The organism is Micromonospora sp. NPDC049903, from assembly GCF_044460945.1.
Classification (GTDB): Bacteria; Actinomycetota; Actinomycetes; order Mycobacteriales; family Micromonosporaceae; genus Micromonospora.
In genome coordinates this window covers 15392-39721 of sequence record NZ_JBITKL010000017.1, presented here as the reverse complement: position 1 = coordinate 39721, position 24330 = coordinate 15392, and the positions used below count along the sequence as shown (strand labels likewise).

Genomic DNA, 24330 nt, shown 5'->3' with positions numbered 1-24330 from the left:
GTTGCAGCGTCCCGAGCAGCAGGGGCAGACGCGGCACCGGCACGGCCGAGGCGGCGTTGCCGGCCGACTCGGGCAGCACCCGGTTCGGGGTCGGCCCGATGGGGGTGGCCGTCGGGAACGCGACCGCCACCCACCGGATCACCATCACCCGTGACGGCGTCCCGGCCGAGGACCAGTTCGACTACCAGCCGGTGGTCAAGCGGCTGCCGAACGCGTTGTGGGGTGGCCGGCTCACCCCGTCGCCGACCGACCCGGCGCTGACGCCGGATCTGCTGACCGGGTACACCATCACACCCCGCCCGACGGCGACGCCCGAGCCGGCGTGGCTGGACCGGAGCGCGGTGCAGGCCGACACGGCCCTGTTCGAGGTCTCCGACGCGATCCGGCTGCGTGCCCCGGCGGCGGTGGCGGATCTCGACGGCAGCGACGCCGAACGCGCGAAGCTGATCGTCGGCAGCATGACGGCGCCCACCGTGACTGCTGCCCGGGCCGGACTGCTGACGGACCTGCTGCCCGACGCGTCGGTCGACCTGACCGGCTTCGACATCAGCCAGTTCCACGAGATCCCCCGGGTGGCCGCTCATGTCTGACAACACCGTCACGTTCGCCGCGCACCGCCGCCCGGCGCTGGAGGCCGGCGACTACGACATCACCGTGACCCAGGCGGTCGCGGTCGGCTCCGCGACGGAGTCGTTCGGCACCAGCCGCCGGTTCAGCGTCGGCGGCGACCGGTTCGCCCTGCCACCGACCGCGATCCGCGCGGTCTTCCCGCCCGACGGCAGCCTGGGCGATCACGGCAACGTGCTGCCGCACGTGGTGCTCGACCGACCGTCGCTGCCCTGGGAACGCGATCCGGGCGGGGGCGGCGACGACCGTCCGCCGTGGTTGGCGCTGCTGCTCTTCGACGAGGACGAGAAGCCGCAGCCACGGACCACCACGGTGGGGGCGCTGACCCGGGAGGGCAGACTGCCCGAGCAGGCGACCGTCCTGGAGCGACACGACTCCGCCGACGACCCGGTGACCGTGATCGACGTACCCGCCGCTCTGCTGACCAGCCTGATGCCCGCGTACGCCGAGCTGCGGCTGCTGGCCCACGTCCGGGGTGGCACCGGGTCGGATGCCGACCCCGACGCGGCGGTGGTCGTCGGCAACCGACTGCCCGGCGCCGGTACGACCAGCACGGTGCACCTGGTGTCGCTGGAACACCGGTTCCGGGCCGACGGACTCGGTGCCCCCGGGCTCGACCTGCCGCATCCGGGCAGGGGTGGCACCGGCGGTTCCACCGTGCCGCTGGTGAGCCTGGCCAGTTGGCGGTTCGCCTGCGTCAGCGCCGACCACTCGTTTCCCGGGCTGGTGCGGGATCTGGCCTCCGACGGCGGCGACCTGCGGTTGCCCGACGTGGGCAACGCGACCGCGAACGGGTTCCTGGCCCAGGGGCTGGTGCCGCTGCGGCACCGGCTGCGCCAGGGTGGCCGCAGCATCGGCTGGTACCGGGGACCGTTGAGCACCGGGGCGACCGACGGAGAGCCGGTCACCCCGGCCCGCAGCGCGGACGCCTTGCTGAGGCTGCACACCGACGTCGGCATGTTCGACGTCAGCCACGCCGCGGCGTGGCAGCTCGGTCGCCTGCTCGCGCTGCGCAGCACCGACATCAGCAGCAGCCTCTACGCCTGGCGGCGTCGCCGGGACATCGCCGCCAAGCAGACCGTTCCGGTCGACTACCCGCTGGCCGTCCCGGCGGCGGACACCGACATGCCGGAGGGCCTGCTCACCTGGCTGCGCAACCTCGCGCAACTGGACGGTGTGCCCCTGCCCTATCTGCTGCCCGACGAGAAGCTGCTCCCGGTGGAGAGCATCCGCTTCGTCGGTCTCGACCAACGCTGGATCCGTCACCTCGTCGACGGCGCGACCAGCATCGGGCGGCTCGGTCCGGCCGACGCGCAGCGGGACGCCGACGATCCGCCGCCGCTGGAGTATCCGACGGTCACCGGGGCGCTGATCCGGTCGGCCATCGTGCCCGGCTACCCGGGGCTGCTCGTCGACGCGTACGCCGACCCGGCCGGCACCCGGGGGTTGACGCCCTGGCGCACCGCACGGCTGACGCCGGACATCCTGCTCTGCCTCTTTGAGGGAGAGCTTGCCCGGCTGGACCTGCACCAGCCGCCGGAGGGTCAGCACCTCGCCGTCGAGCAGCTCAGCGAAGGCACGATCGGCAAGACGCTGCGAGCCCTGGGTGGCGTGACGGCCACCCCGACGCCGGTCGGTCCGCTGCCGTTGGGCGCGCTGCGGACCGTACCGGTGGCCGGGTTGGGTGCGGCGATCGCCGACGCGCTCGGGGACGACCCCACCGAACTCGGCTCGGACGATCTCGCGTTGCAACTCACCGAGACCGCCGAGCGGGTGACCTTCCTGCGCAGCTGAGCCGGGCGGCCCCACCTCGGCAGTGCCGCCCGGCACGCGGCCGGCGGCGCGCTGACCTCAGCGCACCGCCGGACTGCACGGGTATCGCGAACAGCATGGACCGGTCAGCGCGTGGTGGCGCGGGCCGCCGTGTCGATCAGGTCGGCCACCGGCTTCGGCTGCGAGACCGTGACCGCGTGCGAGGCCGTGATCTCGACGGTGTGCGACCCGGCCCGCCTGGCCATGAAGCGCATCGAGTCGGCGGGGATGGCCAGGTCCTGCGTGGTCACCATGAACCAGGACCGGATGGACTTCCACGCCGTCCGGGTGGCGGTGTCGTCGAGCGCGGCACTGGTGATCGGTCGTTGGGTGACGGCCATCAGGTCGGTGACCTTCTGTGGGACGTCGGCCGCGAACACCCGCCGGAACTGGTCCTGCTTGATGTAGAGGTCGGTGCCCGTGCCAGCGCCGGGGATCGACACCGGCACGGAGTCCAGGGCCGGGCCCAGTTGTCCGCCGGGGAACTTCGCGGCCAGAGCCGAGGTGCTCTCCCCCTGCTCCGGGGCGAAGCTCGCGATGTAGACCAGTGCCTTGACGTCGGTGTCGCCGTCGGCGGCCTCGCTCATCACCGATCCGCCGTAGGAGTGACCGGCCAGCACGATCGGGCCCCGCACGCTCTCCAGCACGCTGCGCAGGTGTTCGGCGTCGGCGTGCAGGCCGCGCAGCGGATTCGGGGCGGCGACCACCGGATAGCCGTCCCGTTTCAGGTGCGTGATGACGCCGTTCCAGCTCGACGAGTCGGCGAACGCGCCGTGGACCAGCACCACCGTGGGCTTGGCCCAGGGTCGGTGCCCCGCCACCGCCTGCGCGGAGCCGGCGACCAGCGCGGCCACCGCCACACCGGCGGCGACGGCCGTCCACGGAGCGATGCGCCTGGACAGGAACGGAAGGTTGATCTTCATGGGTGGATCCTCTCGATCGGGAGCGGCCCGAGCGGGCCGGGTCTCGGGTACGGACGGAGTGGTCAGACGGAAGCGGCGGCGCGGAGGATGACGTCGGCCACCGCCTGCGGCTGCGACGCCGGAAGCGCGTGCGAGGCGCCGGCCACCTCCACGGCCTCCCGCACGTTGGCGCGCTCGGCCATGAAGCGGAACACCTCGATCGGGATGGCGAGGTCCCGTTCCGGTGAGACGAACCAGGACGGGGTCGTCTTCCAGGCCGGCTCGCCGGACCCCTCGTTGAGGGCGGTGGTGTTGAACGGCCGCTGGGTGGCGGCGTCCAGGGCCGCCTGCTCCGCCGTGAGGTCCGCGCCGAAGTGCTCGTGGTAGCTCTCCGGGCGGACGTAGACGTCGGCGGTGCCGTCGCGCAGAGGCACCTGGTAGAGGTGCTCGCCGAGGGTGGCGCCGGGGAACTTTCCGGTCAGGTCGGGCACGTTCTCGCCCTTGTCCGGGGCCAGCGCGGCGACGTAGACGAGGGCCTTGACGTTGTCGTTGCCGGTCGCGGCGTTGGAGGCGACCGCGCCGCCGTAGGAGTGGCCGACCAGCACGATCGGACCGTCGATCGTGGCCAGCAGGTCGGCAACCGCGGCGGCGTCCCCGGAGAGGCTGCGCAGCGGATTCCCGGCCGCGATGGTGCGGTGTCCCGCGGCCTGCAGGCGACTGATCACGCCGTTCCAGCTGGCGGAATCGGCGAAGGCGCCGTGGATCAAAACGATGGTGGGCTTCATGACGTGTCTCCTCGACCTGGATGGTGGCGGCTCTACGGCGACCGTTGACGAATCCACGATCGGCTTGCGGGCCGCTCGCCGAATCAGTCATCCGCCTGCCGTGGAGGTCGGCGCGGGGCGGAAGAGACCCGGGACGACGGGTCCTTTCGCCGGGATAGTCCGCTCTCGGTGGTTGCTGCCGGCGAGCACGACTCACCGACACACGCCCGTCAGTCGAGGGCGGCCCACGGTTCGGTTAAGTCGTTCGACGGATGTCCCGGCACGCTGCGCCGCCTCAGTGGTCCGGGCTCGCCGCCCCGTCAGGCGAGGACGGTCGGGTCTCCCACCGTGCCGCCAGTCGTGGTTCCGGCGCAACACCGCGTGATGGACGGGTGGGCTACGTGCGCGGCCGCAGGAAGTTCACGCAGGTGACCATCAAATTCTGTCACGATAGTCATCGATCAGCACCGTTGCCGGTCCCGGTGTTCCCGCGACAAGCTGACCGTGGCGCACCCACACCACGCCACACGGACCTCGATCCAGGGAGGCAACACCATGGGCCGGAGAATTCGTACCGTCGCGGGGCTGACCGTGGCCGGCATCGCCGCGACGGTCGGTCTGTTCGCTCAGCCCGCGCAGGCCGCCGTCGACGTCCCGCCCTCGGGACTGAGCATCTTCGAGGGCACGTTCGCGACGCTGCTGCTGCACGTCGCCGAGCCCGACGGCACCTGCCTGGCCATGCCGCCGACCGCCGCCTCGCTCACCGGAGAACGTATCGTCGAGCAGGTCAGCGCGTTCAGCGGGCCCAACTGCACCGGACTCCAGTGGAACCTCGGCACGTTCCGGACCTTCCCCGCCGGCAAGTACCAGTCCTTCCGGGCGTACTCGTTCTGAGGTGAGGAGGGGTCCCCTGCTATACACCAGGCGTTAGCAGGGGGCCCTTCCTTACATCCAGGCGGCGTCGGATGGCGGCCTGCTGTTGTCGATCCGCTTCGTTGCTCAGGCTCAGCGCCGCCAGCCACGCCGTCCGGGCGGCGTGCCAGTCCCCCAGCGCATAGGCGGTGTCCCCCAGGCCGAGCTTCGCCCGGACCATGAGCACCCGGCCGCCGACGGCGGTGGACAGCTCGTCGGCCGCGGTCCAGTCCGCTAGGGACTCGGCGTACCGCCGCTCGCGCAGATGGAGGTTCGCGCGCCGCAGGTGGCACTCGCTGCGGCGGGCACTGTTGGCGAGTTGCTCGCTCATCGCCAACGCACGGCCGATGGTCTCGAAACTCTCCGCGCGATCACCGAGCTCGTACTGCGTGTCGGCGAGACGGCACAGCACATCCACCTGGGACACCTGCTCGCCGAGCGATTCGGCGATCCGCAGCGCCTCGTGGTGACAGGTGACGGATCGGTCGTAGTCACCGACCGCGAAGCTGACCTCGCCGAGATTGCGCAGCGTCAGCGATTCGCGGGACGCGTTGCCCAACTCGACGAAGATCACAAGAGCACGTTCCAGGAGGGTCAGTGCGGAGGCGCTGTCGCCGAGGGAGAAGTGCGCTCCGGCCAGGCTGCGCAGCATGTTCGCCGCACCGTTCGCGTCACCGGCGCTCTCGGCCGCTTCCAGGCATTCGCGGACCACGGTCGCCCACTCCTGCCACCAGCCGTCACGCTGGTAGAAGCCCTGCACCGTGAGTTCGAGCTGCCAGGCGTCGTACACCCGGCCTCGGTCGATGGCCTGACGCATCACGGCTTTGAGCACTTCACGTTCGGCGGCGAACCACTCGGCGGCCTCGCGGGCGTCCTGCGGGTTCTCGTCGACGACGCCCTCCTGCGCGGCGGGCGGATCCGCGTCGATCTCGTGGTTGAGGTAGCGGTTGGCCGCGTAGGCGGCCCGCCGGTGATAGCGGAGCAGACGGTCCGCTGCCGCGTCGCTTTCCGCGTCGGAGTCGCTCTCGTGCAGCAACTCCCGTGCGTACGCGGCGATCAGATCGTGGGCGCCGTACCGACCGGGCCGACGTTCCGTGATGAGCCTGCTCCACAACAGCTCGTCGACCACCTCGCCGGCCCCCGGCACCGCGAGACCGGCCAGGCTCGCCGCCGCCGGAAGCGTGACGTCCGGGCCCGGATGCAGGGCCAACAGACGGAAGAGACGGGCGGCCGACGGGCTGAGGCTCCGATAAGACCAGGAGAAGATGGCGCGCAGGTCACTGTCGGGATCGCCGACGTCGAATCCGTCGAGGCTGCCCTGGGCGTCGCGCAGCTCGCGTGCGACGGCCGACAACCGGTGTCCCGGGCGGGCCAGGGTCCGGGCGGCCACCAGGGCCAGTGCCAACGGAAGTCCCGCACAGCGCTCGACGATCTCGTCCAGCGCCTGCCGGTCGGCCAGGGCACGCGCGGTGCCGACGCGGGAGACCAGCAGCTCGCGCGCGTCGTCGTCCGACAGGACGTCGAGCGCGAGCACGTCCGCTCCGTGTGTCGCGGCGAGACCGGACAGGCAGTGGCGGCTGGTGACCAGAACGAGGTTTCCCGGAGCACCGGGCAGCAACGGCCGGACCTGGTCGGCGTCGCGGGCGTTGTCCAGGACGATCAGTACCCGACGCTCCGCGAGGACGCTGCGGTAGAGCCCGGATCGGGCCAGGTCGCCGGCAGGGATGTCCGGACCACGGATGCCCAACGCGTGCAGGAACGAGTGCAGCACCTCTCCCGGGGCCAACGCGGCGTCCCGGTCCAGACCTCTGAGGTCGGCGTAGAGCTGGCCGTCCGGGAACTCGTCGGTCAGTTGGTAGGCGAGACGGGTCGCCAGGCTGGTCTTGCCGATGCCGGGGATGCCCTCGAAGACCATGATACGTAGGGCACCGGCGGCGGCGCGGCCGTGGATGAGCGCCAGCGCCCGGCGCAGACCGTCCCGGCGGCCCGTGAAGTGGGGCAGATCCGGCGGTAGCTGGGCCGGGCTGACGAAGGAGTCGCCCGGCGGCGGGCCCTCGTCGGGCAGTGCGGGCAACGGTGTCGCGTCGACACCGTGCCGCAGCACGGTCCGGTACGCCTCCTGGAGCTCCCGGCCCGGATCGATTCCGAGATCGTCGGACAGGCGGCTGCGGAGTTCCTGGTACAGAGAGACGGCCTCGGCCTGCTGCCCGGCCTCGGACAGCGTGCGGAGCAACCTGGCCTGCACGGCTTCGTCCAGTGGGCGCTGCGTGGCGACGCGCCGCAGCATCGGTAGCACCAGTCGGGCCGTTCCGGCACGCAGTGCCAGGTCGGTGGCCTCGCCGACCACGTCGGCGTACTCGTTGTCCACCGCCTCGAAGTCGGCGACGGGATGGTCGAGCAGGTCCGGTGCGCCGCCGCACGGCCCGCGAGACAGGTGCAGTGCCTCCACGTAGGTCGTCAACGCCTGGGCGGGATCGTCGGCCGCCCGCGCCCGGCCCACCAGGTCGCGGAAGCGCAGCAGGTCCAGCCCGTCCGCGTCGACCACCATGCGGTAGCCGGCCGCGTCGCCGACGAGCCATCGGCCGGGGGCCCGGGGGCGCAGGCCGGGTTCGAACAACCGACGGAGGGTGCCCAGGTGGAGGTGCACGATGTTCACCGCGCTCCGGGGTGGCCGCTCGCCCCACAACAGCTTGACGAAGTCCGTGATGCCGACCGGGCGACCGGCCCGCGCCAGGAGCAGGGCGAGGATCAGACGCTGCTGGCGTGAGCCCGGGTCGACCTCGCCTGCGCCGCGCCACACCTGCACCGGCCCCAGCACCGCGAAGCGTACGAGCGGACCGTCCTGCGGATTCTCGGACCTCATCAGCATTGCGAGCGGTCTATGATCACGCTCCCAGCTTAGAGCTGTCAGCGAGGCGACTGAACCTTGGCCGCCCACGGTCGTAGTGCTCGGTGTGACGTCATCACATGAGCTGTTGTTCGGGCGTGAGCGGGAGTTGGCGTGCATCGGCCGCTTCCTGGAGTCGGTGCAGCGCGACGGGGATGTCCGATTGGTGCACGGCGAGCCCGGTGTCGGCAAGTCGGCGTTGTTGGACGCGGCGGCGGACCTGGGCGAGGCGGCCGGCTTGCAGGTGTTGCGGGCGTCCGGCTCCGAGTTCGAGGCGGACGTCAGCTACTCCTCGCTCAACCAACTACTGCTGCCGCTGTACGCCGAGATTCGGCGGCTGCCCCCGGCGCTGCGCGACGCGCTCACCGTCGCGCTCGGTTTCGGCTCCGGCCCGACGCCTGCGGCGCTACTGGTCTGCAATGCCGCCCGGTCCCTGCTCACCACCGTCGCCAAGAAGGCGCCCGTCCTGCTGATCGTGGACGACGTGCAGTGGGTCGACCGGTCCAGCGCCGTCGCGCTCGGCTTCATCGCCCGACGGGTGGCGAGGTCACCGGTCGGCGTGATCGCCGCCTTCCGGACCGGCACCGAGACCTTCCTCGACCGCCGTGGCCTCACCGAGGTCGCCGTCGAGCCGCTGAGCACCGAAGCCTCCACCCGGCTGGTGGACTCGCACTTCCCCACCATGGCGCCGCGTTCCCGGCGACGCCTGCTCGACCTCGCCCGGGGCAACCCGCTGGCCCTGGTCGAACTGCCGGCGACCCTGGCCGGTCCGGCGCAGCCTTCGACGTTCACGGACGTGGTGCCGCTCAGCGACCGGCTCCAGGCCGGCTTCGCCCACCGCATCGCCGGTCTGCCCGAGCCCAGCCGCCTGCTGCTGTTGCTCGCCACGTTCGAGGGCAGCGGCGAGCTTCGCGTCCTGCGCGGCATGACCGACCTCACCCATCTGGCACCGGCCGAACGAACCCAACTGGTACGGGTCGACGACGCGACCGGTCGCATCACCTTCCGGCATCCCCTCATCCAGTCGGCGATCGTGGCGTCGTCCACGCACGAGGAGCGGCGTCGGGCTCACCTGGCCATCGCTGGGGCGTTGCCGGGCGATCCGGAACGTCGGAGCTGGCACCTTGCCGCAGCCGCCGCCGGGCCCGACGAGGCGGTGGCGGCAGAGCTGGAGCGGGCCGCCCATCGTGTCATGCAGCGTGGTGACGCGCTGGCCGCCATCGCCGCACTGATGCGCGCGGCCGAGCTGAGCGCCACTCCGCAGAGCAGCGCACGGCGACTGGCGCAGGCGGCGTACATCGGCGCGGAGGCGGGTGGCTCCGGCGACGCGACCACCCTGCTCGCCCGGTCGCGCCAGACGAGCGTCGACGCGGCCGGTGCGCTGCACGCCGCCGGTGCCGCGGCCCTACTGATGATCAATGGTGACGGCGACGTGCACACCGCACACCGTCTGCTCGCCGGCGCGATCGAGACGGGCGAGCACGGCTGGCGGGCGGACGATGCGGCGCTCGACGAGGCGATGCACACGCTGCTGTTGCTGTCCTGGTACGCCGGCAGTCCCGAGCACTGGGCCGTGTTCGATCGGCTGCTGGGGATGCTCAGGCCGGGTCCGTCCGACATCCTGTCGGTGCTGAGCCGGACCTTCCCCGATCCGGTACGCACCGGGGCCGCGGCGTTGCCGGACCTGGAAGCGCTGATCGCGTCGTTGCCCGAGGAGGAGGATCTGACCCGGGCCATGCGGATCGGCACCGCCTCGGTCTATCTCGACCGGTTGGGCGAGAACCGTGAGTATTCGTGGCGGCTCGTGCGGCAGGGACGCGACGGCGGGGCGCCACGGCGGCAGTTGGCCGCCATGATGCATCTCTGCCTGGACGGTTTCCTCACCGGCCGGTGGGACGAGACGGAGGCGTTGGCCGTCGAGGCGCAGCAGGTGTGCGGCGACAGCGGTCTGGTGTTCCTGACGTGGTACTTCCTGTACAACCGGGCCATCGTCGCGGCCGGCCGGGGCCGGTCCGGCGAAGCCTTCGAGCTGGCCGACGAGATCACCCACTGGGCGCTGCCGCGCGGGGTCGCGGGAGCGGCGGCCATCGCCCATCACCCGCGTACGCTGGCCGCCGCCGCACAGGGCGACTTCGAGTCCGCGTACCGGCACGCCGCCGCCTCCAGTTCTCCCGGTGTCCTCGCCCGGTACGTGCCGAACTGCACCTATCTGATGTTCGACCTGGTGGAGGCCGCCGTCCGCACCGGGCGCATGACGGAGGCCCGGGCACACGCCGACGCCATGCGCGAGGCGGACGTGGCCGCCCTGTCGAGCCGCATGACGCTGTTGCAGCACGGCGTCGACGCGCTCGTGCTCGACAGCGACGACGCCGGTGCTCGACTCACGCAGACCCTTGACGACCCGGCTACCGAGCGTTGGCTGTTCGAGGCGTCGCGAATCCGGCTCGCCTACGCCGAGAAGCTGCGCCGCCATCGGGATCCGTCGGCCGCCCGCACCCATCTCCTCGCCGCCCGCGACGGTTTCGCCGCCATGGGCGCCGAGCCGTGGCTGGCCCGCGCCACGGCCGAGCTGCGCGCCACCGGCTACCGGCCGGTCGTCGCGGAGCAGTCGACAGTCGGTCTCGCCGGTCTCACCAGTCAGGAGCTGGAGATCGCCGGACTGGCTGCCGGCGGCCTGACCAACAAGCAGATCGCCGAGCGCCTCTATATCTCCCATCGCACGGTCGGCGCCCACCTCTATCGCATTTTCCCGAAGCTCGGCATAACGGCGCGAGCGGGACTGCGCGACGCCCTTTCCGCGCAATTACCCGAGCAGCAAAGAGGATAATCGAATGACAATGCAGTAGAAATTAACAGGCCACTCGTAGGCTTCTCCGGACGCTCTGGGAACGGACGGGGAATTCGATGTCGACAGTCACCGCGACCGAGGATCTCATGCGGGAACTACACCGCGACAACGGTGGCGTGCTGCTGCACTACCTGCGGAGGCTGACACCACCGGGGTCACCCTGCTCCGCCGAGGACCTGCTACAGGAGACGATGCTCCGGGCCTGGCGCAGCCTCGACCAGATGCCCCCGGGCCCCGAGCCGCAACGGCGCTGGCTGTTCACCGTCGCTCGGCGTCTCGCGATCGACGCGTACCGCAGACGGCAGAGACGGCCCGTCGAGGTCGGCCTCGCCGAGGCGGACCTCGCGCACCCGGTCAACGCGGCGGAGACGGCGATCGCGTCGCTCACGCTGCGGCGCGCAGTCGGTGAACTCGGCGCGACCCACCGGTCCGTCCTGTTGGAACTGTACGTGCATGGGCATTCCATCGACGAGGCCGCCGCCGCGCTCGGCATTCCCGCCGGGACCGTGAAGTCGCGCGCCCATTACGCCATACGACATCTGCGCCATTCACTGATGAACGCCTGAACGGCCGCGGCTTTCCGGGGTGGCCTGACCGGTGGCAGCAAGAAGGGTGTCTACCGGCTCGCTCAGGTCCTGTCGCTGATCGAGGGACCCCTTCGGATAGCGGACACCGACTTCCCGAATGGCCAGTGGATGCGGGACCTCGCCGAGTGGAACGTCACCAAAGCCCTGGCCGCGATCTGACGCGACACCACGCGGCGTCGCCACCCTCTGCGTGGGTTCACTGCCGGGACGGGCTGATTCCTTCCAGGGCGAGTCGCACCAGCCGCTCCGCCTCGGCCGCGCTCGTCGATTCCGCCGCCAGTGCGATCGCCTTGACGAGGGTCACCAGGTCGATCATCTCGACGTCGGCCCGCACTGTCCCCTCCTCGGCGGCTCGTCGCCGCAGCGGTTCACCGGCCGCCACGAGCATCGCGGAACAGGACTCGCTCTCCGGTGGCGCCTTGAGCAGGGAGGTGACCAGGCCGCGCGTGGTCGTGCTGTAGACCGCCAGCTCGCACAGCCAGGTCGTCAGTGCCTGGCGGGCGTCCGGCCCGGTCGACAGCTCCCCGGCGCGGGTGCAGAGCGCTTCGACCCGGTCGTGGAAGACCGCCTCCAGCAGCGCCCAGCGGGACGGGAAGTGCCGGTGCAGGGTCGCCGAGCCCACGCCGGCGGCTCGGGCGATCTCCTCCAGCGACGCGTACGCGCCGTCCCGGGCGACCGCCTCGCTGGCCGCCGTGACGATCAGCGCGCGGTTGCGTTGTGCGTCAGCTCTCATCGCCTGCCGTTTGAATAAGTGGGGTGTCCCCCCATATCGTAACCGACAGGAAGTGGGGTGCCACCCCATTTGTTCCGAGGAGGAGACATGGCCGTCCTTGTCATCGGCGCCACCGGCAAGCAGGGCGGATCGACCGCCCGGGCACTGCTCGACCGGGGCGTCGCGGTACGCGCCCTGGTCCGCGACACCACCAGCGCGGCCGCACTCGCCCTCCGCGACCGAGGAGCCGAACTGGTCCGGGGCGACCTGGACGATCCCGCCTCGCTCCTCGCCGCAGCGCGCGGAGCGGACGGCGTCTTCTCCATCCCCTTCCCGGATCTCACCGATCTGCAGGGCGATGCCGAGCTGCGCCGAGGGCGGCACCTCGTCGAGGCCGCCCGCAGGGCCGGGGTGCCGCAGTTCGTCCACAGCAGCGTCGCCGGTGCCGGTGACTTCCACCGCAACCAGCCGGGCTGGGCCGAGGGCCGCTGGGACCGGCACTACTGGGAGAGCAAGGCAGGAATCGACGAACTGGTCCGCAGCAGCGGGTTCGCCCGCTGGACCGTCCTCAAGCCCGCGACCTTCATGGAGAACCTGCTGGAAAAGTCCTTCCTGTTCGGCGACGCGTCCAGCGGCACCATCGTCACCGGCTTCGCCGAGGACACCCGCATCGCCTGGATCGCCGTGGACGACATCGGTGCGGCTGCGGCGACCGCCTTCACCGGACCGGGCACGCTGGACGGCAAGGAGGTGGAACTCGCCGGTGACATGCGCACCATGACCGAGGTCGCCGCGATCCTCAGCGAGGTCACCGGCCGGGCCGTCACCGCGCCGGTCCTCACCCCGCAGGAAGCGGTCACGCGCGGCCTGCCGCCGTTCATGGTCAAGGTCGTCGAGCAGATCAATGAGAACGGCACCCCCGCTCGACCGGAGATCGCCCAGGCGCTCGGCCTGCCCACCACGGACTTCCGCACCTGGGCCCGCCGCACCCTCACCTGACCGCTCGGGTGCCGGGCCGGCTGCGGGACGGCCGGCCCGGCAAGCCCGACGAGGTCACCCGCCCGGTCGAGGTCAGGACGGTCGTCGGGCCACCGCCTGGATCTCGATGAGCAGGTGCGGATGGGGCAACTGGTGCACGGCGACGGTGGTGCGGGTGGGCCCGGTCTCGTCGAAGTACTCGGCGTAGACCTCGTTGTAGCCGCCGAAGTCGTTCATGTTGACCAGGTAGGTGGTGATCTGGACGAGGTCGTCGAGGTCGGCGCTGACCGAGCGCAGGATGTCGCGGACGTTGTCGATGACCGCCCGGGTCTGCGCGCGGATGTCGAGGTCGGTGACGCCCATCGGGTCCGCTGCGGCGCCGACGATCGTGTTGTCCGGCAGTCGGCTGGACGTACCCGAGACGAAGATCAGGTCGCCGGCGACCTTGACGTGCGGAAAGCGGCCGCGCGGCGTGGCCATGCCGGGCACCACACCGTCGGGCCGACGGTCGCGTCGGGCGCCGTTCTCGTTGTGTGGGGTCACGACGCGACCCGCAGGGACGCGGTGCCGAGTGTGTCGACGGTGACCCGGACGTGGGATCCGGCCCGCAGCGGTACGGCGGCGGTGGCCGCACCGGCGAGCAGGATCGCGCCGTCGGCCAGGTCCACACCGCTGGCGGCGGCGAGCCGGACCGCTTCGGCGAGCGCCCGGCGGGGGTCGCCGAGGATCGCGGCCGTGGATCCGATCTGGACGGAGCGTCCGTCCACCTCCAGCAGTACGCCGAGGTTGTCGATCCCGTCCGGCAGCGGTTGCCAGGCGCCGAGGACGAAGCCGCTCGCGGAGGTGTTGTCGGCGATGACCTCGGGCAGGGTGAAGCGGAAGTCGACGTACCGGGAGTCGATCACCTCGAGGGCCGGCGCGACCGCCGTGATCACACCCGCGTGGACGAGGAAGGCGACCTCCGGTTCGACCTTGGGGTGGATGTGGGCGGACAGTCGGAGCGTGCCGCCGTCGGGGATGTGCATGGCGTCGGTGAGCCGACCCCAGATGACCTCGTCGACGCCCATCTGTGCCATCTTGGCGCGGCTGGTCAGCCCGAGCTTCAGTCCGACGGGACGTTCGCCGCGCGAGAGCCGGTGGTCGACCACGGCCTGCTGCACCCGGTAGGCGGTGGGTACGTCCAGCGCGGTGTCGGTGCCGAGCTGCGGGATGGCGGTACGGCTGGTCGCCGCGGCGTCGAGGCGTCGGGCGAGGTGGTCGGTGGTGCTCATCGGTCTCCTCCGGTCGCGGTGGTCCGGTCGGTGGCGGCGACCAGGTCGAGGGCGACGTCGACGATCATGTCCTCCTGTCCGCCGACCATGCGGCGACGGCCCAGTTCGACGAGGATCGAGCGGACGTCGATCCCGTAGCGCTGCGAGGCCCGCTCGGCATGACGCAGGAAGCTGGAGTAGACCCCCGCGTAGCCCAGGCTCAGCGTTTCCCGGTCGACCCGGACCGGCCGGTCCTGCAACGGCCGGACCAGGTCGTCGGCGGCGTCCATCAGCGCGAACACGTCGCAGCCGTGGTCCCAGCCGTGGAGTTCGGCGACGGCCGCGAACACCTCCAGGGGTGCGTTGCCGGCGCCGGCGCCGTGCCCGGCCAGGGAGGCGTCGACCCGGGTGGTGCCGTGCTCCACGGCGGCGACGCTGTTGGCCACGCCGAGGGACAGGTTGTGGTGCGCGTGGATGCCGATCTGCGTGGCCGGGTCGAGGACCTGGCGGTACGCGTCGACGCGTTCGGCGACGTCCCGGGTCAGCAGCCGACCGCCGGAGTCGGTGACGTAGACGCAGTGCGCGCCGTAGGACTCCATCAGTTTCGCCTGCGCCGCCAGTGCCGCCGGGTCGTTCATGTGCGCCATCATCAGGAACCCGGACACGTCCATGCCGTTGTCGCGGGCCCATCCGATGTGCTGGGCGGAGATGTCCGCCTCGGTGCAGTGCGTGGCGATCCGTACGCTGGTCACGCCCAGGTCGCGGGCGGCCTTGAGGTCGGCGATGGTGCCGATGCCGGGCAGCAGGAGGGTGGTCAGTCTCGCGGTGGTGACCGCCTCGGCCGCCGCGGCGATCCAGTCCGCGTCGGATGCGGCGCCGTGCCCGTAGTTGACGCTCGAACCGGCCAGTCCGTCGCCGTGGGCGACCTCGATCGCCGCGACCCCGGCCGCGTCGAGGGCGGCGGCGATCGCGCGGACCTGGTCGACGGTGAACTGGTGCCGTACGGCGTGCATGCCGTCGCGCAGTGTCACGTCCTGGAGATAGAGCCTGGTCATGCCGGCACCTTCCGGTCGGCGCGGGGTGCGACCATCCGTTCCGCCGTGCGGAGTGCGGCGGAGGTCATGATGTCGAGGTTGCCGGCGTACGCGGGCAGGTAGTGCCCGGCGCCGGAGACCTCCAGGAACACCGACACCTGTACGCCGGTGAACCGGGTGCCCAGCGCGGGCACGTACGTGTCGACGTGGTCGAACTGGACACGTTGTTTCAGCCGGTAGCCGGGCACGTATCCGGCGACGGTGGCGACCATGGCCTCGATGGACGCGGTGACGGCGTCCTGGTCGACGTCCCGGTCGGGACAGAGGCAGTAGACGGTGTCGCGCATCATCATCGGTGGTTCCGCCGGGTTCAGCACGATGATCGCCTTACCGCGGCGGGCGCCGCCGACGACCTCGATCGCGCGTGCCGTCGTCTCGGTGAACTCGTCGATGTTGGCCCGGGTGCCGGGGCCCGCCGACCGGGAGGCGATCGACGCGACGATCTCCGCGTAGTGCACGGGTGTCACCTGGCCGACGGCGGCGACGATCGGGACGGTCGCCTGCCCGCCGCAGGTCACCATGTTCACGTTGGGCTCGTCGAGGTGCTCGTCGAGGTTGACCGGCGGCACCACGTACGGGCCGACGGCGGCCGGGGTCAGGTCCACCACCAGGCGACCGTGCTCGCGCAGCAGTGCGGCGTGGCGGCGGTGCGATCCGGCCGACGTGGCGTCGAAGACGACCCCGACGTCGGCGAACTCCGGCATCGTCAGCAACCCGTCGATCCCGTCGGCGGTGGTGGCCACGCCGAGCCGGCGGGCTCTGGCGAGGCCGTCGGAGTCCGGGTCGACGCCGACCATCGCCGTCATCCGCAGCGACTCCGACAGGCGCAACACTTTGATCATCAGGTCGGTGCCGATGTTGCCCGGCCCGATCACGGCCACTCCGGTGCTCATGCCGACTCCCCCGGGCTGAAGCAGGCCCGGACCGAGCCCAGGCCGGAGATCCGCGCCTCGTACGTGGCGCCGGGGGTGACCGGCACCATCGGTCCGAGTGCCCCGGACAGCACGATGTCACCGGCGGTCAGCGGCGTATCCGCGCCGGCCAGGGTCTGCGCGAGCCAGGCCACCGCGTGGACGGGGTTACCGAGGCAGGCGGCGCCCGCCCCGACCGACACCGGTTCACCGGCGTGTTCGAGCACCATCCCGGCCAGTCGGAGGTCGACGTCCGCCAGCGAGCGGGGCTGGTTGCCGAGCACGAACAGGCCGGAGGAGGCGTTGTCGGCGACGGTGTCCACGATGGAGATGTCCCAGCCGGTGATCCGGGAGTCGACGATCTCGATGGCGGGCAGGACGTGGTCGGTGGCCCGGATCACGTCGGCGGGTGTCACCTGCGCGAACGGCAGGTCGGCACCGAGCACGAACGCGACCTCGGCCTCCACCCGGGGCTGCAGCAGCCGACCGGAGTCGATCTCGGTGCCGTCCGGGACCGCCATGTCGGCGAAGAGCACCCCGAAGTCGGGCTGGTAGACGCCGAATGCCTGCTGGACGGCGGCCGACGTCAGGCCGATCTTCGCGCCGACCCGGCGGCGGCCCGCCGCCTCCCACTGCGCGACCTGTGCCTGTTGCACCTGGTACGCGGCGTCGACGTCGCCGACCGGCAGGAGGTCGCCGCGCAGCGGCGCGACGGGGGTACGTGTCTCGTAGGCGGTCCGCAGCACTCGGGCGGCCCGGGCGACATCACTCATGACAGGTCCACACAGACGTTGGTCAGTTCGGAGTAGAAGTTCAGGGAGTGGACGCCGCCCTCCCGGCCGACGCCGGAGGCTTTGGCTCCGCCGAACGGGGTGCGCAGGTCCCGCAGGAACCACGTGTTGACCCACACGATGCCGGTCTCCAGGCGCGTGCCGGACCGGTGGGCGCGGCCCACGTCGCGGGTCCAGACGGTGGCGGCGAGGCCGTAGTCGCTGTCGTTGGCCAGGTCGAACGCCTCGTCCTCGTCGTCGAACGGCGCCACGTGGCAGACCGGGCCGAAGACCTCCTCCCGGTTGACGCGGGCGTCGGGCCCCAGGCCGGTCAGGACGGTCGGCCGGACGTAGGCGCCGCCGTCGCGGGCGTCGGCGAAGGTCGGTATGTCGCCGCCGGCGAGCACGGTGGCGCCCTCGGTGCGGGCCAGGTCGTAGTAGCCCAGCACCTTGTCCTGGTGGGCGTGGGAGATCAACGGCATGTTCGCCGTGGCCTCGTCGGCGGGCCAGCCGAAGGTCAGCTCGTCGGCGCGGGCGGCCAGCCGGGTCACGAACTCGTCGAAGACCGGTCGCTGCACGAGCAGTCGTTCGGTGCAGAGGCACACCTGGCCGCCGTTGGTGAACGAGGAACGCACCGAGCCCTCGATCGCGGCGTCGAGGTCGGCGTCGGCGAAGACCAGGCCGGCGTTCTTGCCGCCCAGTTCGAAGGAGACCGCCTTCACGCCGTCGGCCGCCGCCCGCATGATCGTCTGTCCGGTGGCCGACTCTCCGGTGAAGGTGATCGCGTCGACGTCCGGGTGCTGGGTCAGGAACTCCCCTGCCGAGTCCGGTCCGAAGCCGTGCACCACGTTGAAGACGCCGTCGGGCACTCCGGCCGCCGCCATCACCTCGGCCAGCAGCGTCGCCGACGACGGTGTCTCCTCGGAGGGTTTGACCACCACGGTGTTACCGCAGGCGAGGGCCGGTGCGACCTTCCAGGTCAGCAGCAGCAGGGGCAGGTTCCAGGGCACGATCACGGCGACCACGCCGACCGGTTTGCGCACGGCGTAGTTCAGGGCTCGGCCGCCGGTGGGGGTCGGGGTCGTGAAGGACTCCGTCGGGGCGGTCGACACGATCTCGGCGAACGCGCGGAAGTTCGCCGCGCCACGGGGGATGTCCAGGGTGCGGGCCTGTGAGATGGACTTGCCGGTGTCGCCGACCTCCGCCGCCACCAGGTCGTCGAAGCGGCGTTCCAGTTCGTCGGCGACCCGGTAGAGCACCGCGGCCCGCTCCCGCTCCCCCATGCGTCCCCAGGGTCCGCGCAGCGCCGAGCGGGCGGCGGCCACTGCGGCGTCCACCGTGGATCGGTCGGCCTCGGCGACGTGGCGGATGGTCTCGCCGGTGACCGGGGAGATCTTGGCGAAGTGCCGGCCGGACGTGTCGAACACGCCGTCGACGAAGTTCGGCAGGACGGTCGGCTCGCCGGCCGGTCGGCCGGCGAGCAGACTCGGGGACCAGAGCCCGTCGGTCATCACAGGCGTGCCTTTCGGTCAGGACGTGGTGGGCGCGGGTTCGGGGGTTTCGGCGGTACCGGACTCGGCGACCAGGGCGACCACGGCGGCGTCGACGGTGGACTCACCGGTGACCGAGGCGGCTGCCTCGTCGGTGACGACCAGTACGGTGGTGCCGACGCCGACGTTGAGCGGGTCGACGGCGACCAGTTCGGGGCCGTCGGGCCGGACCCGGACCCGGACGAGGCGTCGGCCCTGGAGTGAGGGCAGGATGCGGTCCGCCCACACCTTGCCGACGACCTCGCCGAGCACCATCAGGCTTCTCCGCGCAGGCCGGCCATGACCTCGCGGATCCGGGCGGTCTCCGGGTTGTCGAGCAGCGCCGCGGTGGTCGGGTGCGGTTTCGGGTAGACCTGCGAGCTGCGCAGGTCGCCGTGGGCGCGGATGGCGGCCTCGCCGGCGGCGACCGCCTGACGTACGGCGGCGAGGGTGCCGCGTACGGCGACGGCAAGGTAGCCGCTGGTGACTCGTTCGACGCCGACGCAGCGTACGTCGGCGGTCTTGATCATGGCTTCGATGCCCGCGGAGAGGGCGACGACGCCGCGGGTCTCGACGATGCCGATGGCGATGTCGGAGGACATGTCTGGATCTCCTTACCGGCTGTCAGTTGCCGACGAGTTGGGGGTCGGCCGCCAGCGCGCTGACGGCGTCGCAGGGGCTGGCGAAGACGATCGAGCGCACCGAGCGGCTCTTGGCGCGGGCGGTCTCCTCGCCGATGTCGACGGCCTCCTCGACGGTGGCGAGGTCGCCGCGGACGGCGACGGCGATGATGCCGCCGCCGAGCCGGACGACCTTGGTCACCTCGACCTCGGTGGCCTTCACCATCGCGTCGACGGCGTCGAAGATCGGGGTGAAGCCTTCGGCTTCGACGAAGCCCACGGCTGTGTTCCGCATGCTGTCTCCTCTAGTGGTGGTCTGGCAGGTTCCAGGACAGGACGGCGCCGCCGGTGCCCCAGATGGGGCCGTAGGCGTGCAGGTGTGCCGGGCCGGTGCTCGCCCCGGCGCCCGCGGCGAAGGCCAGGGCCCGGAACTGGCTGTCGGCCTGGGCCTGTCGGGCGAACTCCTCGCGTACGGTGAGGGCTTCGTCGATCTTGCCGGCGGTGAGCAGGTCGAGGATCCGGGTGTTCCACTGCTCGTGGGCGGGTGCGCCGATGCGGTCCTGGTCGGGCTCGATCCACTGTTGGATGAGCCCGGAGGACATCCCGGTCACCACGACGACGGCGGCGCGCAGTCCGGCGTCGCGGGCGGCGGTGGCGCCGGCGCGTCCGACGGTGGCGAGGGTGTCGGCGTCGGCGTAAAGGTTGCAGGAGACCTGTGCCCAGCGCAGTCTCCGCTCCGGGTCGAGCAGTGCGGAGGTGACGATGGTGCCGGTGTCGATCGGGAATCCGTCGTAGCGGGTCCGTCGGGCCTGGAGTCCGTCGGACTGGACCCGGGCGGCCCAGCGTTCGGTGAAGTCGACGTCGAAGCGGAGGTCGTAGTCGAGCAGGCCGTAGTCGTAGGCGTACCAGTTCTCGTCGACGTGCTGGCCGCGCGGGTTGGGGTCGCACTGGAACTGGTGGCCCAGCACGGTGAACCACTGGGTGGACAGCAGCAGCACCACGTCGGGTTCGAGTCGGCGCAGCCGGGCGCCCACGTCGCGGGCGGCGTCGGCCAGTGCCGACCAGCTCGGTGCGGCGTGTCCGGCGAGCAGGTGCGGCATGCCGGGCAGCAGCGCGCCGGCGACGACTCCGGTCCGGTCAGCCATGGTGGTCCCCCTCGGGTACCCATTCGACGACCGCGTTGCCGGTGCCGATGATCGTGCCGTAGCCGAGGACGTCGCCCGCCACCTTGGGCCAGCCCATCGCGGCGAGCATCCAGGTGAGGCTGCCGGCCTTGGTCTCGCTGGCGGTGGCCTCGATGTGTTCGGGGATGAGTTCGCGCAGCGGTGCGGTCGGCCCGCGTCGGATCGCCTCGAGCAGCTTCATGTCCCAGCGGTACTGGTGGTTGTTGTAGGGGTGCTCCCGTTCCATGTCCTCGGGCAGCTCCGGTTCCTCGTGCCAGTGCAGGTGCGACAGCGAGTTGGAGGCGAGCAGGACGGCGCGGCGGCCGGTGGCTTCGACGGCCCGTCGGGTGGCTTCGCCGAGGACTTCCATCTCCTCCAGGGAGGCGTCGGAGTAGAAGTACGGGTTGTTGTTGGCCGAGAGGGAGACCACGGGGATGTCCCAGGCCGGGTTGGCCAGGTGCAGGGCGCCGATGGTGGCGTAGTCGACGCGTACGCGGGGATCGTGCAGGGTGCGGGTGACCAGGCCGAGTCCGTTGGCCTCCTCGGCGATGGCCTCGCCGAGTTCGACGTCGGTGCGGAAGTCGTAGTGGTAACGGAACAGGTGCGGGAAGATCGGTTCGACGGAGGTGCCGCGCGGGTTGGGCACGCAGTTGACGTGGTGACCGACCATCGTGATCCAGTGCGGGGCGTGCACGATGAGCACGTCGGGCTTGTGGACCTCGCGGATGCGTGTGCGCAGGCGCTCGTACGCCCAGCGCAGCGTCTCCCAGCCGCCGGTGGAGCGGGGTTCGTTCTGTGGCGGGTTCTCGGCGTAGATCAGGTGGGGTGGGTGCGGGCTGAGGCAGCCGGCGACGATGCCGCACCGCCGCGTCGGGGTGGTCGGTGGCGGGGTGCGTCCGGCGGTGGTGGCACCACCCCGGGCCGTTGTCACCGGCACCCGGAAGACCTTGCTCATGAGCGTCCTTCCCCGCGTAGTACCCGCACGTGGGAGCGGTCGTGTGGGGCGGTGCCGAGGATCTGCAGCCCGTCGTCGTCGAGCGCGAGTTCGTCGGCGGCCAGTGCGGTGTCGTGTCGGATCCAGGCCCGCAGCGGGGCGGGATGTCCGCCGTGGACCTCGACGAGGGTGTCCTCGGCCAGCCCGCTGTCGGGGGCGACGTAGGCCAGGCGTCGCCGGCCGCGCTGGCCGGTGTAGGCCGGCTGGGTGGTGACGGTGGTCCGCAGCCAGCGTCGCTGGTCGCGGAGCCGTTCCCGGGTGCCGGCGGTCGCGGTGGGGTCGACCCGGCCGTCGGCGTCGAGTTCGACGCCGTAGCGCTGTCGTGCCTCGGCGGCGGTCAGGTACTCCTGGGTGACGTCGTCGGCGACGTGCTCGGGCAGCCGGTCCAGCGGGTCGCCCCAGCCTCCGCCGCCGGCGGACTCCATGACCAGCAGGTCGCCGGTGCGCATCGGGAAGCCGGCGACCTTGCCGGGGGTGGCGAAGTCGACGCGTTCGCCGTCGGACCGTCGGATGTGGGTCACGGTGGGCGCGCCGGGGCCGCCATGCCGCAGACCGTAGGGCGGGACGGTGGTGCGGTCGGTCTGCACCGAGTACGCGCCACCGCTGGCCAGCAGCCGGGTCTCGCGGCGGCTGCCGAGTCCGCCTCGGCGTGCGCCGTCGCCGCTGGAGCCGGTGCGCAGCTCGCAGGACTCGACGAGGATCGGGATCTCGGTCTCCAACCGTTCGACGGACTGGATGGTGGAGATGTCGCCGAGGTCGACGGGGTTCATGGCGCTGGGGCCGTCGGATTCGAGGAACCCGCCGTTGCCGCCGGCCGGGTAGTCGTAGTAGAGGTATGGCCGGCCGGTGTGTTCGTCGACGCCACCGATGAGGTTCTGGAAGGTGGTGCCGAACTGGTCGGCGGCGATGAGGTCGGGTGCCACCTGGCTGAGTGCGGCCATCACGGCCGAGATGACGCGCTTGCGGACCTCGCTGTGCGCGTTGGCCGGGGCCGGGTAGCTGACGTGCACGACGGTGCCCGGCTCGGTGTGGACCCGCAGGGGCCGGAACGCGCCGTGGTTGACCAGGCCACCGGGGTCCAGGGCCGATTTGACGGCGATGAAGACGCCGGCGACGGTCATCGCCCGCGAGGAGTTCACCACGGCGGCGACCTGGGTCGACGAGCCACGGAAGTCGGCCTCGATCTCGTCGCCGTCGACGGTGAGCGCGCAGCGGACGATGGCGGCGTCGTAGTGTCCGTCGGTGTAGAGGTCGAGGTAGTCCTCGTAGCGGTAGGTGCCGTCGGGCAGGGCCTGGATCATGGTGCGCAGGCGGTGCTCGGTGCGGTCCATGTTGGCGGCGACGGACTCCAGGATCAGGTCGGTGCCGTGCCGGGCGACGAGTTCGCGCAGGCGGCGTTCGGCGGTGTGGCAGGCGGCGATGCTGGATTCGAGGTCGCCGCGGCGTTCCTCGGCCATCCGGACGTTGGCGAAGACGATGTCGAACGCGGCCCGGTTGGGTTGTCCCTGCTCGATGAGCCTGATCGGAGGGATCCGCAGCCCTTCCTGAAGGATCTCGGTGGCCTGGCCGGAGACGCTGCCCGGGGTCATGCCGCCGATGTCGGCCCAGTGCATGCGGACGCAGGGGAAGAGGAAGAGTTCTCCGTCGACGAAGACCGGGCTGATCAGGGTGACGTCGTTGAGGTGACTGCCGCCGCGGTAGGGGTCGTTGACGATGTAGAGGTCACCGGGGCGCATCTCGTCGGCGAAGTCGGCGAAGATCTCGGCGACCGAGGCCGGCATGGCGATGACGTGGCCGGGCATGTCCCGGCCCTGGGCGACCATCTGCCCCTGAGGGTCGAACAGGGCGCAGGAGAAGTCCTGTGCGTCGGCGATCACCGGCGAGTGCGCGGTGCGGAAGATCGTCTGTCGCATCTCCCGGACGATCGAGATGAGACCTTCGGTGACGACTTCCAGGTCGATCGGGTTCACAGTCATGCGGATGCCTCACTGGTTCCGGCTCGATCCCGATGGTGGGAGAACGGACCATCTGGGGTGGGCCACCGTGGGTGGGCCATCTGGGGTGGACCATAACGCGCTGGACCATAATGTGGTCCTAGGGTTATATTATGAAACCTAGCAACCGAGAAGGTGGGAAGCAAGATGTCGTACGCCACTGACACCAGCCCGGACGACGGGCCGACGCCCCGCGAGTCCGGCACCCAGGCGCTCGACCGCGCCCTGAGCGTGCTGCTCGCCTTCCGTGGCAACGACGCCGAACGCAAGGTCAGCGACGTCAGCCGCGAGCTCGGCCTACACAAGTCGACCGCCAGCCGACTGTTCCGCGCGCTGGCCGACGCCGGCTTCCTGCACCGCAACGAGGACAACGGCAACTACCGGCTCGGGGTCACCGTCTTCGAGCTCGGCGCGCGCTACCTCGCCGGCCTGGACCTGCACACCCTCGCCCGCCCCCTGGTGCACCGGCTGGCCGAGGAGGAGGGCGAGAGCGTCAACCTGTCGGTCCTGGAGGACCTCGACGCGATCTCCATCCACGTCGTGCAGGGCACCCGCAACCTGCAGCTCGTCTCCCGGCTGGGCCGACGCATCCCGCTGTGGTGCAGCGCCGCCGGCAAGGCCCTGCTGATCGACCAGGACGACGCCGCGCTGCGCGCCACGCTGGCCGACGCGCCGTTCACCGCGCTGACCGCCCACACGATCACCGACCTGGACACGTTCGTGTCCCGGATGGCGACCGTCCGCGAGCAGGGCTGGGCGCTCAACGACCAGGAGAGCGAGGAGGGACTGCGGGTCGTGGCCGCGCCGGTGCGCGACCGCCACGGCCGGGTCACCGGCGCCATCAGCGTCTCCGGCCCGATCTTCCGCCTCGACGAGGCCCGGGTGACGCAGCTGGCCGAGGCGGCCCGCCGCACCGCCGACGAGCTGTCCCGGCAACTCGGGTACGGCTTCGGCGACGTCTGGGGCGACTGACCCG

At 71.4% G+C, this 24330-nt stretch carries 23 protein-coding genes and 1 pseudogene; 8 read left to right on the top strand and 16 right to left on the bottom strand.

The genetic code is table 11. From position 1 onward, the window contains the following. Positions 1 to 56: 56 nt before the first annotated feature. Together ACIBO1_RS22985 and ACIBO1_RS22980 are read left to right on the top strand one after the other, a co-directional pair. A complete protein-coding gene (locus ACIBO1_RS22985) occupies positions 57 to 590 on the top strand; it encodes a hypothetical protein (RefSeq protein WP_396749821.1) in 534 nt (177 codons plus the stop codon). After that, positions 583 to 2421, top strand: a complete 1839-nt coding sequence (locus tag ACIBO1_RS22980) for a hypothetical protein (protein WP_396749819.1) — start codon at positions 583 to 585, stop codon at positions 2419 to 2421. Before ACIBO1_RS22985 ends, ACIBO1_RS22980 begins: the two co-directional genes overlap by 8 nt. Before the next feature lie 104 nt (positions 2422 to 2525). On the opposite strand, the gene ACIBO1_RS22975 is transcribed toward ACIBO1_RS22980, so the two are convergent. Together ACIBO1_RS22975 and ACIBO1_RS22970 are read right to left on the bottom strand one after the other, a co-directional pair. Beyond that, positions 2526 to 3362: an alpha/beta fold hydrolase gene (locus ACIBO1_RS22975; protein ID WP_396749817.1), complete on the bottom strand. Its 837-nt coding sequence runs from the start codon at positions 3360 to 3362 to the stop codon at positions 2526 to 2528. Positions 3363 to 3424: 62 nt separating this feature from the next. Continuing rightward, positions 3425 to 4126, bottom strand: a complete 702-nt coding sequence (locus tag ACIBO1_RS22970; RefSeq protein ID WP_396749815.1) for an alpha/beta fold hydrolase — start codon at positions 4124 to 4126, stop codon at positions 3425 to 3427. A gap of 534 nt (positions 4127 to 4660) precedes the next feature. Here ACIBO1_RS22970 and ACIBO1_RS22965 point away from each other — a divergent pair. Further along, a complete protein-coding gene (locus tag ACIBO1_RS22965) occupies positions 4661 to 4999 on the top strand; it encodes a hypothetical protein (protein WP_396749813.1) in 339 nt (112 codons plus the stop codon). A gap of 19 nt (positions 5000 to 5018) precedes the next feature. Here ACIBO1_RS22965 and ACIBO1_RS22960 read toward each other — a convergent pair whose 3' ends face one another. Next, positions 5019 to 7886, bottom strand: coding sequence for an AfsR/SARP family transcriptional regulator (locus ACIBO1_RS22960; RefSeq protein ID WP_396749811.1), 2868 nt, complete (start codon positions 7884 to 7886; stop codon positions 5019 to 5021). Between the two features lie 85 nt (positions 7887 to 7971). Between ACIBO1_RS22960 and ACIBO1_RS22955 the strand changes: the two genes are divergently transcribed. The 3 genes and pseudogenes from ACIBO1_RS22955 to ACIBO1_RS22945 form a co-directional block, all read left to right on the top strand. Then, on the top strand, positions 7972 to 10731 hold the full coding sequence (locus ACIBO1_RS22955; protein WP_396749809.1) for an ATP-binding protein: 2760 nt from the start codon (positions 7972 to 7974) through the stop codon (positions 10729 to 10731). A gap of 77 nt (positions 10732 to 10808) precedes the next feature. Beyond that, a complete protein-coding gene (locus ACIBO1_RS22950) occupies positions 10809 to 11318 on the top strand; it encodes a sigma-70 family RNA polymerase sigma factor (RefSeq protein ID WP_396749807.1) in 510 nt (169 codons plus the stop codon). Between the two features lie 51 nt (positions 11319 to 11369). After that, positions 11370 to 11498 (top strand): annotated as a pseudogene (locus ACIBO1_RS22945) (aminoglycoside phosphotransferase); the annotation flags it as partial. 37 nt (positions 11499 to 11535) lie between these two features. On the opposite strand, the gene ACIBO1_RS22940 reads toward ACIBO1_RS22945, so the two are convergent. After that, a complete protein-coding gene (locus ACIBO1_RS22940) occupies positions 11536 to 12072 on the bottom strand; it encodes a TetR/AcrR family transcriptional regulator (RefSeq protein ID WP_396749805.1) in 537 nt (178 codons plus the stop codon). 87 nt (positions 12073 to 12159) lie between these two features. Between ACIBO1_RS22940 and ACIBO1_RS22935 the strand changes: the two genes are divergently transcribed. Further along, a complete protein-coding gene (locus tag ACIBO1_RS22935; protein ID WP_396749803.1) occupies positions 12160 to 13050 on the top strand; it encodes an NmrA/HSCARG family protein in 891 nt (296 codons plus the stop codon). Positions 13051 to 13122: 72 nt separating this feature from the next. Here the strand turns inward: ACIBO1_RS22935 and ACIBO1_RS22930 are convergent, their stop codons facing one another. From ACIBO1_RS22930 to ACIBO1_RS22875, 12 genes are read right to left on the bottom strand one after another with little or no spacing between them, the layout of a single operon-like run. Next, entirely contained in the window at positions 13123 to 13509 is a 387-nt protein-coding gene (locus tag ACIBO1_RS22930) for a RidA family protein (RefSeq protein ID WP_396749957.1), read from the bottom strand. Between the two features lie 59 nt (positions 13510 to 13568). Then, the gene (locus ACIBO1_RS22925; RefSeq protein ID WP_396749801.1) at positions 13569 to 14300 is read right to left on the bottom strand and encodes a 2-keto-4-pentenoate hydratase; all 732 of its coding nucleotides are present in this window, start codon (positions 14298 to 14300) and stop codon (positions 13569 to 13571) included. After that, positions 14297 to 15334 carry a 4-hydroxy-2-oxovalerate aldolase gene (dmpG, locus tag ACIBO1_RS22920; RefSeq protein ID WP_396749799.1) on the bottom strand — a complete coding sequence of 346 codons (1038 nt, stop codon included), beginning with the start codon at positions 15332 to 15334 and terminating at the stop codon, positions 14297 to 14299. Before dmpG ends, ACIBO1_RS22925 begins: the two co-directional genes overlap by 4 nt. Next, positions 15331 to 16266, bottom strand: a complete 936-nt coding sequence (locus ACIBO1_RS22915) for an acetaldehyde dehydrogenase (acetylating) (protein WP_396749797.1) — start codon at positions 16264 to 16266, stop codon at positions 15331 to 15333. The genes dmpG and ACIBO1_RS22915 overlap by 4 nt, the downstream gene beginning before the upstream one ends. Continuing rightward, positions 16263 to 17057 carry a 2-keto-4-pentenoate hydratase gene (locus tag ACIBO1_RS22910; protein WP_396749795.1) on the bottom strand — a complete coding sequence of 265 codons (795 nt, stop codon included), beginning with the start codon at positions 17055 to 17057 and terminating at the stop codon, positions 16263 to 16265. Before ACIBO1_RS22910 ends, ACIBO1_RS22915 begins: the two co-directional genes overlap by 4 nt. Continuing rightward, positions 17054 to 18565 (bottom strand): 2-hydroxymuconic semialdehyde dehydrogenase, encoded by a 1512-nt coding sequence (locus ACIBO1_RS22905; protein WP_396749793.1) that lies wholly within the window; start codon positions 18563 to 18565, stop codon positions 17054 to 17056. Before ACIBO1_RS22905 ends, ACIBO1_RS22910 begins: the two co-directional genes overlap by 4 nt. 18 nt (positions 18566 to 18583) lie before the next feature. Then, entirely contained in the window at positions 18584 to 18859 is a 276-nt protein-coding gene (locus tag ACIBO1_RS22900) for a EutN/CcmL family microcompartment protein (protein ID WP_396749791.1), read from the bottom strand. After that, entirely contained in the window at positions 18859 to 19185 is a 327-nt protein-coding gene (locus ACIBO1_RS22895) for a BMC domain-containing protein (protein WP_396694474.1), read from the bottom strand. The genes ACIBO1_RS22900 and ACIBO1_RS22895 overlap by 1 nt, the downstream gene beginning before the upstream one ends. Positions 19186 to 19207: 22 nt before the next feature. Further along, positions 19208 to 19498: a BMC domain-containing protein gene (locus ACIBO1_RS22890; protein WP_117230022.1), complete on the bottom strand. Its 291-nt coding sequence runs from the start codon at positions 19496 to 19498 to the stop codon at positions 19208 to 19210. Between the two features lie 10 nt (positions 19499 to 19508). After that, a complete protein-coding gene (locus ACIBO1_RS22885; protein ID WP_396749789.1) occupies positions 19509 to 20348 on the bottom strand; it encodes a 2-amino-5-chlorophenol 1,6-dioxygenase subunit alpha in 840 nt (279 codons plus the stop codon). Further along, positions 20341 to 21321, bottom strand: coding sequence for a tRNA U-34 5-methylaminomethyl-2-thiouridine biosynthesis protein (locus ACIBO1_RS22880; RefSeq protein ID WP_396749787.1), 981 nt, complete (start codon positions 21319 to 21321; stop codon positions 20341 to 20343). The genes ACIBO1_RS22885 and ACIBO1_RS22880 overlap by 8 nt, the downstream gene beginning before the upstream one ends. After that, positions 21318 to 23336 (bottom strand): hydantoinase B/oxoprolinase family protein, encoded by a 2019-nt coding sequence (locus tag ACIBO1_RS22875; protein WP_396749785.1) that lies wholly within the window; start codon positions 23334 to 23336, stop codon positions 21318 to 21320. The genes ACIBO1_RS22880 and ACIBO1_RS22875 overlap by 4 nt, the downstream gene beginning before the upstream one ends. 165 nt (positions 23337 to 23501) lie before the next feature. Between ACIBO1_RS22875 and ACIBO1_RS22870 the strand changes: the two genes are divergently transcribed. Beyond that, positions 23502 to 24326 (top strand): IclR family transcriptional regulator, encoded by an 825-nt coding sequence (locus ACIBO1_RS22870; protein ID WP_396749783.1) that lies wholly within the window; start codon positions 23502 to 23504, stop codon positions 24324 to 24326. The last annotated feature ends 4 nt before the right edge of the window (positions 24327 to 24330 follow it).

Bases quoted from the DNA above. Each gene is read 5' to 3' on its own strand.
- ACIBO1_RS22980 (WP_396749819.1), top strand. From the start codon at position 583: ATGTCTGACAACACCGTCACGTTCGCCGCGCACCGCCGCCCGGCGCTG.
- ACIBO1_RS22975 (WP_396749817.1), bottom strand. From the start codon at position 3,362: ATGAAGATCAACCTTCCGTTCCTGTCCAGGCGCATCGCTCCGTGGACG.
- ACIBO1_RS22970 (WP_396749815.1), bottom strand. From the start codon at position 4,126: ATGAAGCCCACCATCGTTTTGATCCACGGCGCCTTCGCCGATTCCGCC.
- ACIBO1_RS22965 (WP_396749813.1), top strand. From the start codon at position 4,661: ATGGGCCGGAGAATTCGTACCGTCGCGGGGCTGACCGTGGCCGGCATC.
- ACIBO1_RS22960 (WP_396749811.1), bottom strand. From the start codon at position 7,886: ATGCTGATGAGGTCCGAGAATCCGCAGGACGGTCCGCTCGTACGCTTC.
- ACIBO1_RS22950 (WP_396749807.1), top strand. From the start codon at position 10,809: ATGTCGACAGTCACCGCGACCGAGGATCTCATGCGGGAACTACACCGC.
- ACIBO1_RS22940 (WP_396749805.1), bottom strand. From the start codon at position 12,072: ATGAGAGCTGACGCACAACGCAACCGCGCGCTGATCGTCACGGCGGCC.
- ACIBO1_RS22935 (WP_396749803.1), top strand. From the start codon at position 12,160: ATGGCCGTCCTTGTCATCGGCGCCACCGGCAAGCAGGGCGGATCGACC.
- ACIBO1_RS22930 (WP_396749957.1), bottom strand. From the start codon at position 13,509: ATGGCCACGCCGCGCGGCCGCTTTCCGCACGTCAAGGTCGCCGGCGAC.
- ACIBO1_RS22925 (WP_396749801.1), bottom strand. From the start codon at position 14,300: ATGAGCACCACCGACCACCTCGCCCGACGCCTCGACGCCGCGGCGACC.
- dmpG (WP_396749799.1), bottom strand. From the start codon at position 15,334: ATGACCAGGCTCTATCTCCAGGACGTGACACTGCGCGACGGCATGCAC.
- ACIBO1_RS22915 (WP_396749797.1), bottom strand. From the start codon at position 16,266: ATGAGCACCGGAGTGGCCGTGATCGGGCCGGGCAACATCGGCACCGAC.
- ACIBO1_RS22910 (WP_396749795.1), bottom strand. From the start codon at position 17,057: ATGAGTGATGTCGCCCGGGCCGCCCGAGTGCTGCGGACCGCCTACGAG.
- ACIBO1_RS22905 (WP_396749793.1), bottom strand. From the start codon at position 18,565: ATGACCGACGGGCTCTGGTCCCCGAGTCTGCTCGCCGGCCGACCGGCC.
- ACIBO1_RS22900 (WP_396749791.1), bottom strand. From the start codon at position 18,859: ATGGTGCTCGGCGAGGTCGTCGGCAAGGTGTGGGCGGACCGCATCCTG.
- ACIBO1_RS22895 (WP_396694474.1), bottom strand. From the start codon at position 19,185: ATGTCCTCCGACATCGCCATCGGCATCGTCGAGACCCGCGGCGTCGTC.
- ACIBO1_RS22890 (WP_117230022.1), bottom strand. From the start codon at position 19,498: ATGCGGAACACAGCCGTGGGCTTCGTCGAAGCCGAAGGCTTCACCCCG.
- ACIBO1_RS22885 (WP_396749789.1), bottom strand. From the start codon at position 20,348: ATGGCTGACCGGACCGGAGTCGTCGCCGGCGCGCTGCTGCCCGGCATG.
- ACIBO1_RS22880 (WP_396749787.1), bottom strand. From the start codon at position 21,321: ATGAGCAAGGTCTTCCGGGTGCCGGTGACAACGGCCCGGGGTGGTGCC.
- ACIBO1_RS22875 (WP_396749785.1), bottom strand. From the start codon at position 23,336: ATGACTGTGAACCCGATCGACCTGGAAGTCGTCACCGAAGGTCTCATC.
- ACIBO1_RS22870 (WP_396749783.1), top strand. From the start codon at position 23,502: ATGTCGTACGCCACTGACACCAGCCCGGACGACGGGCCGACGCCCCGC.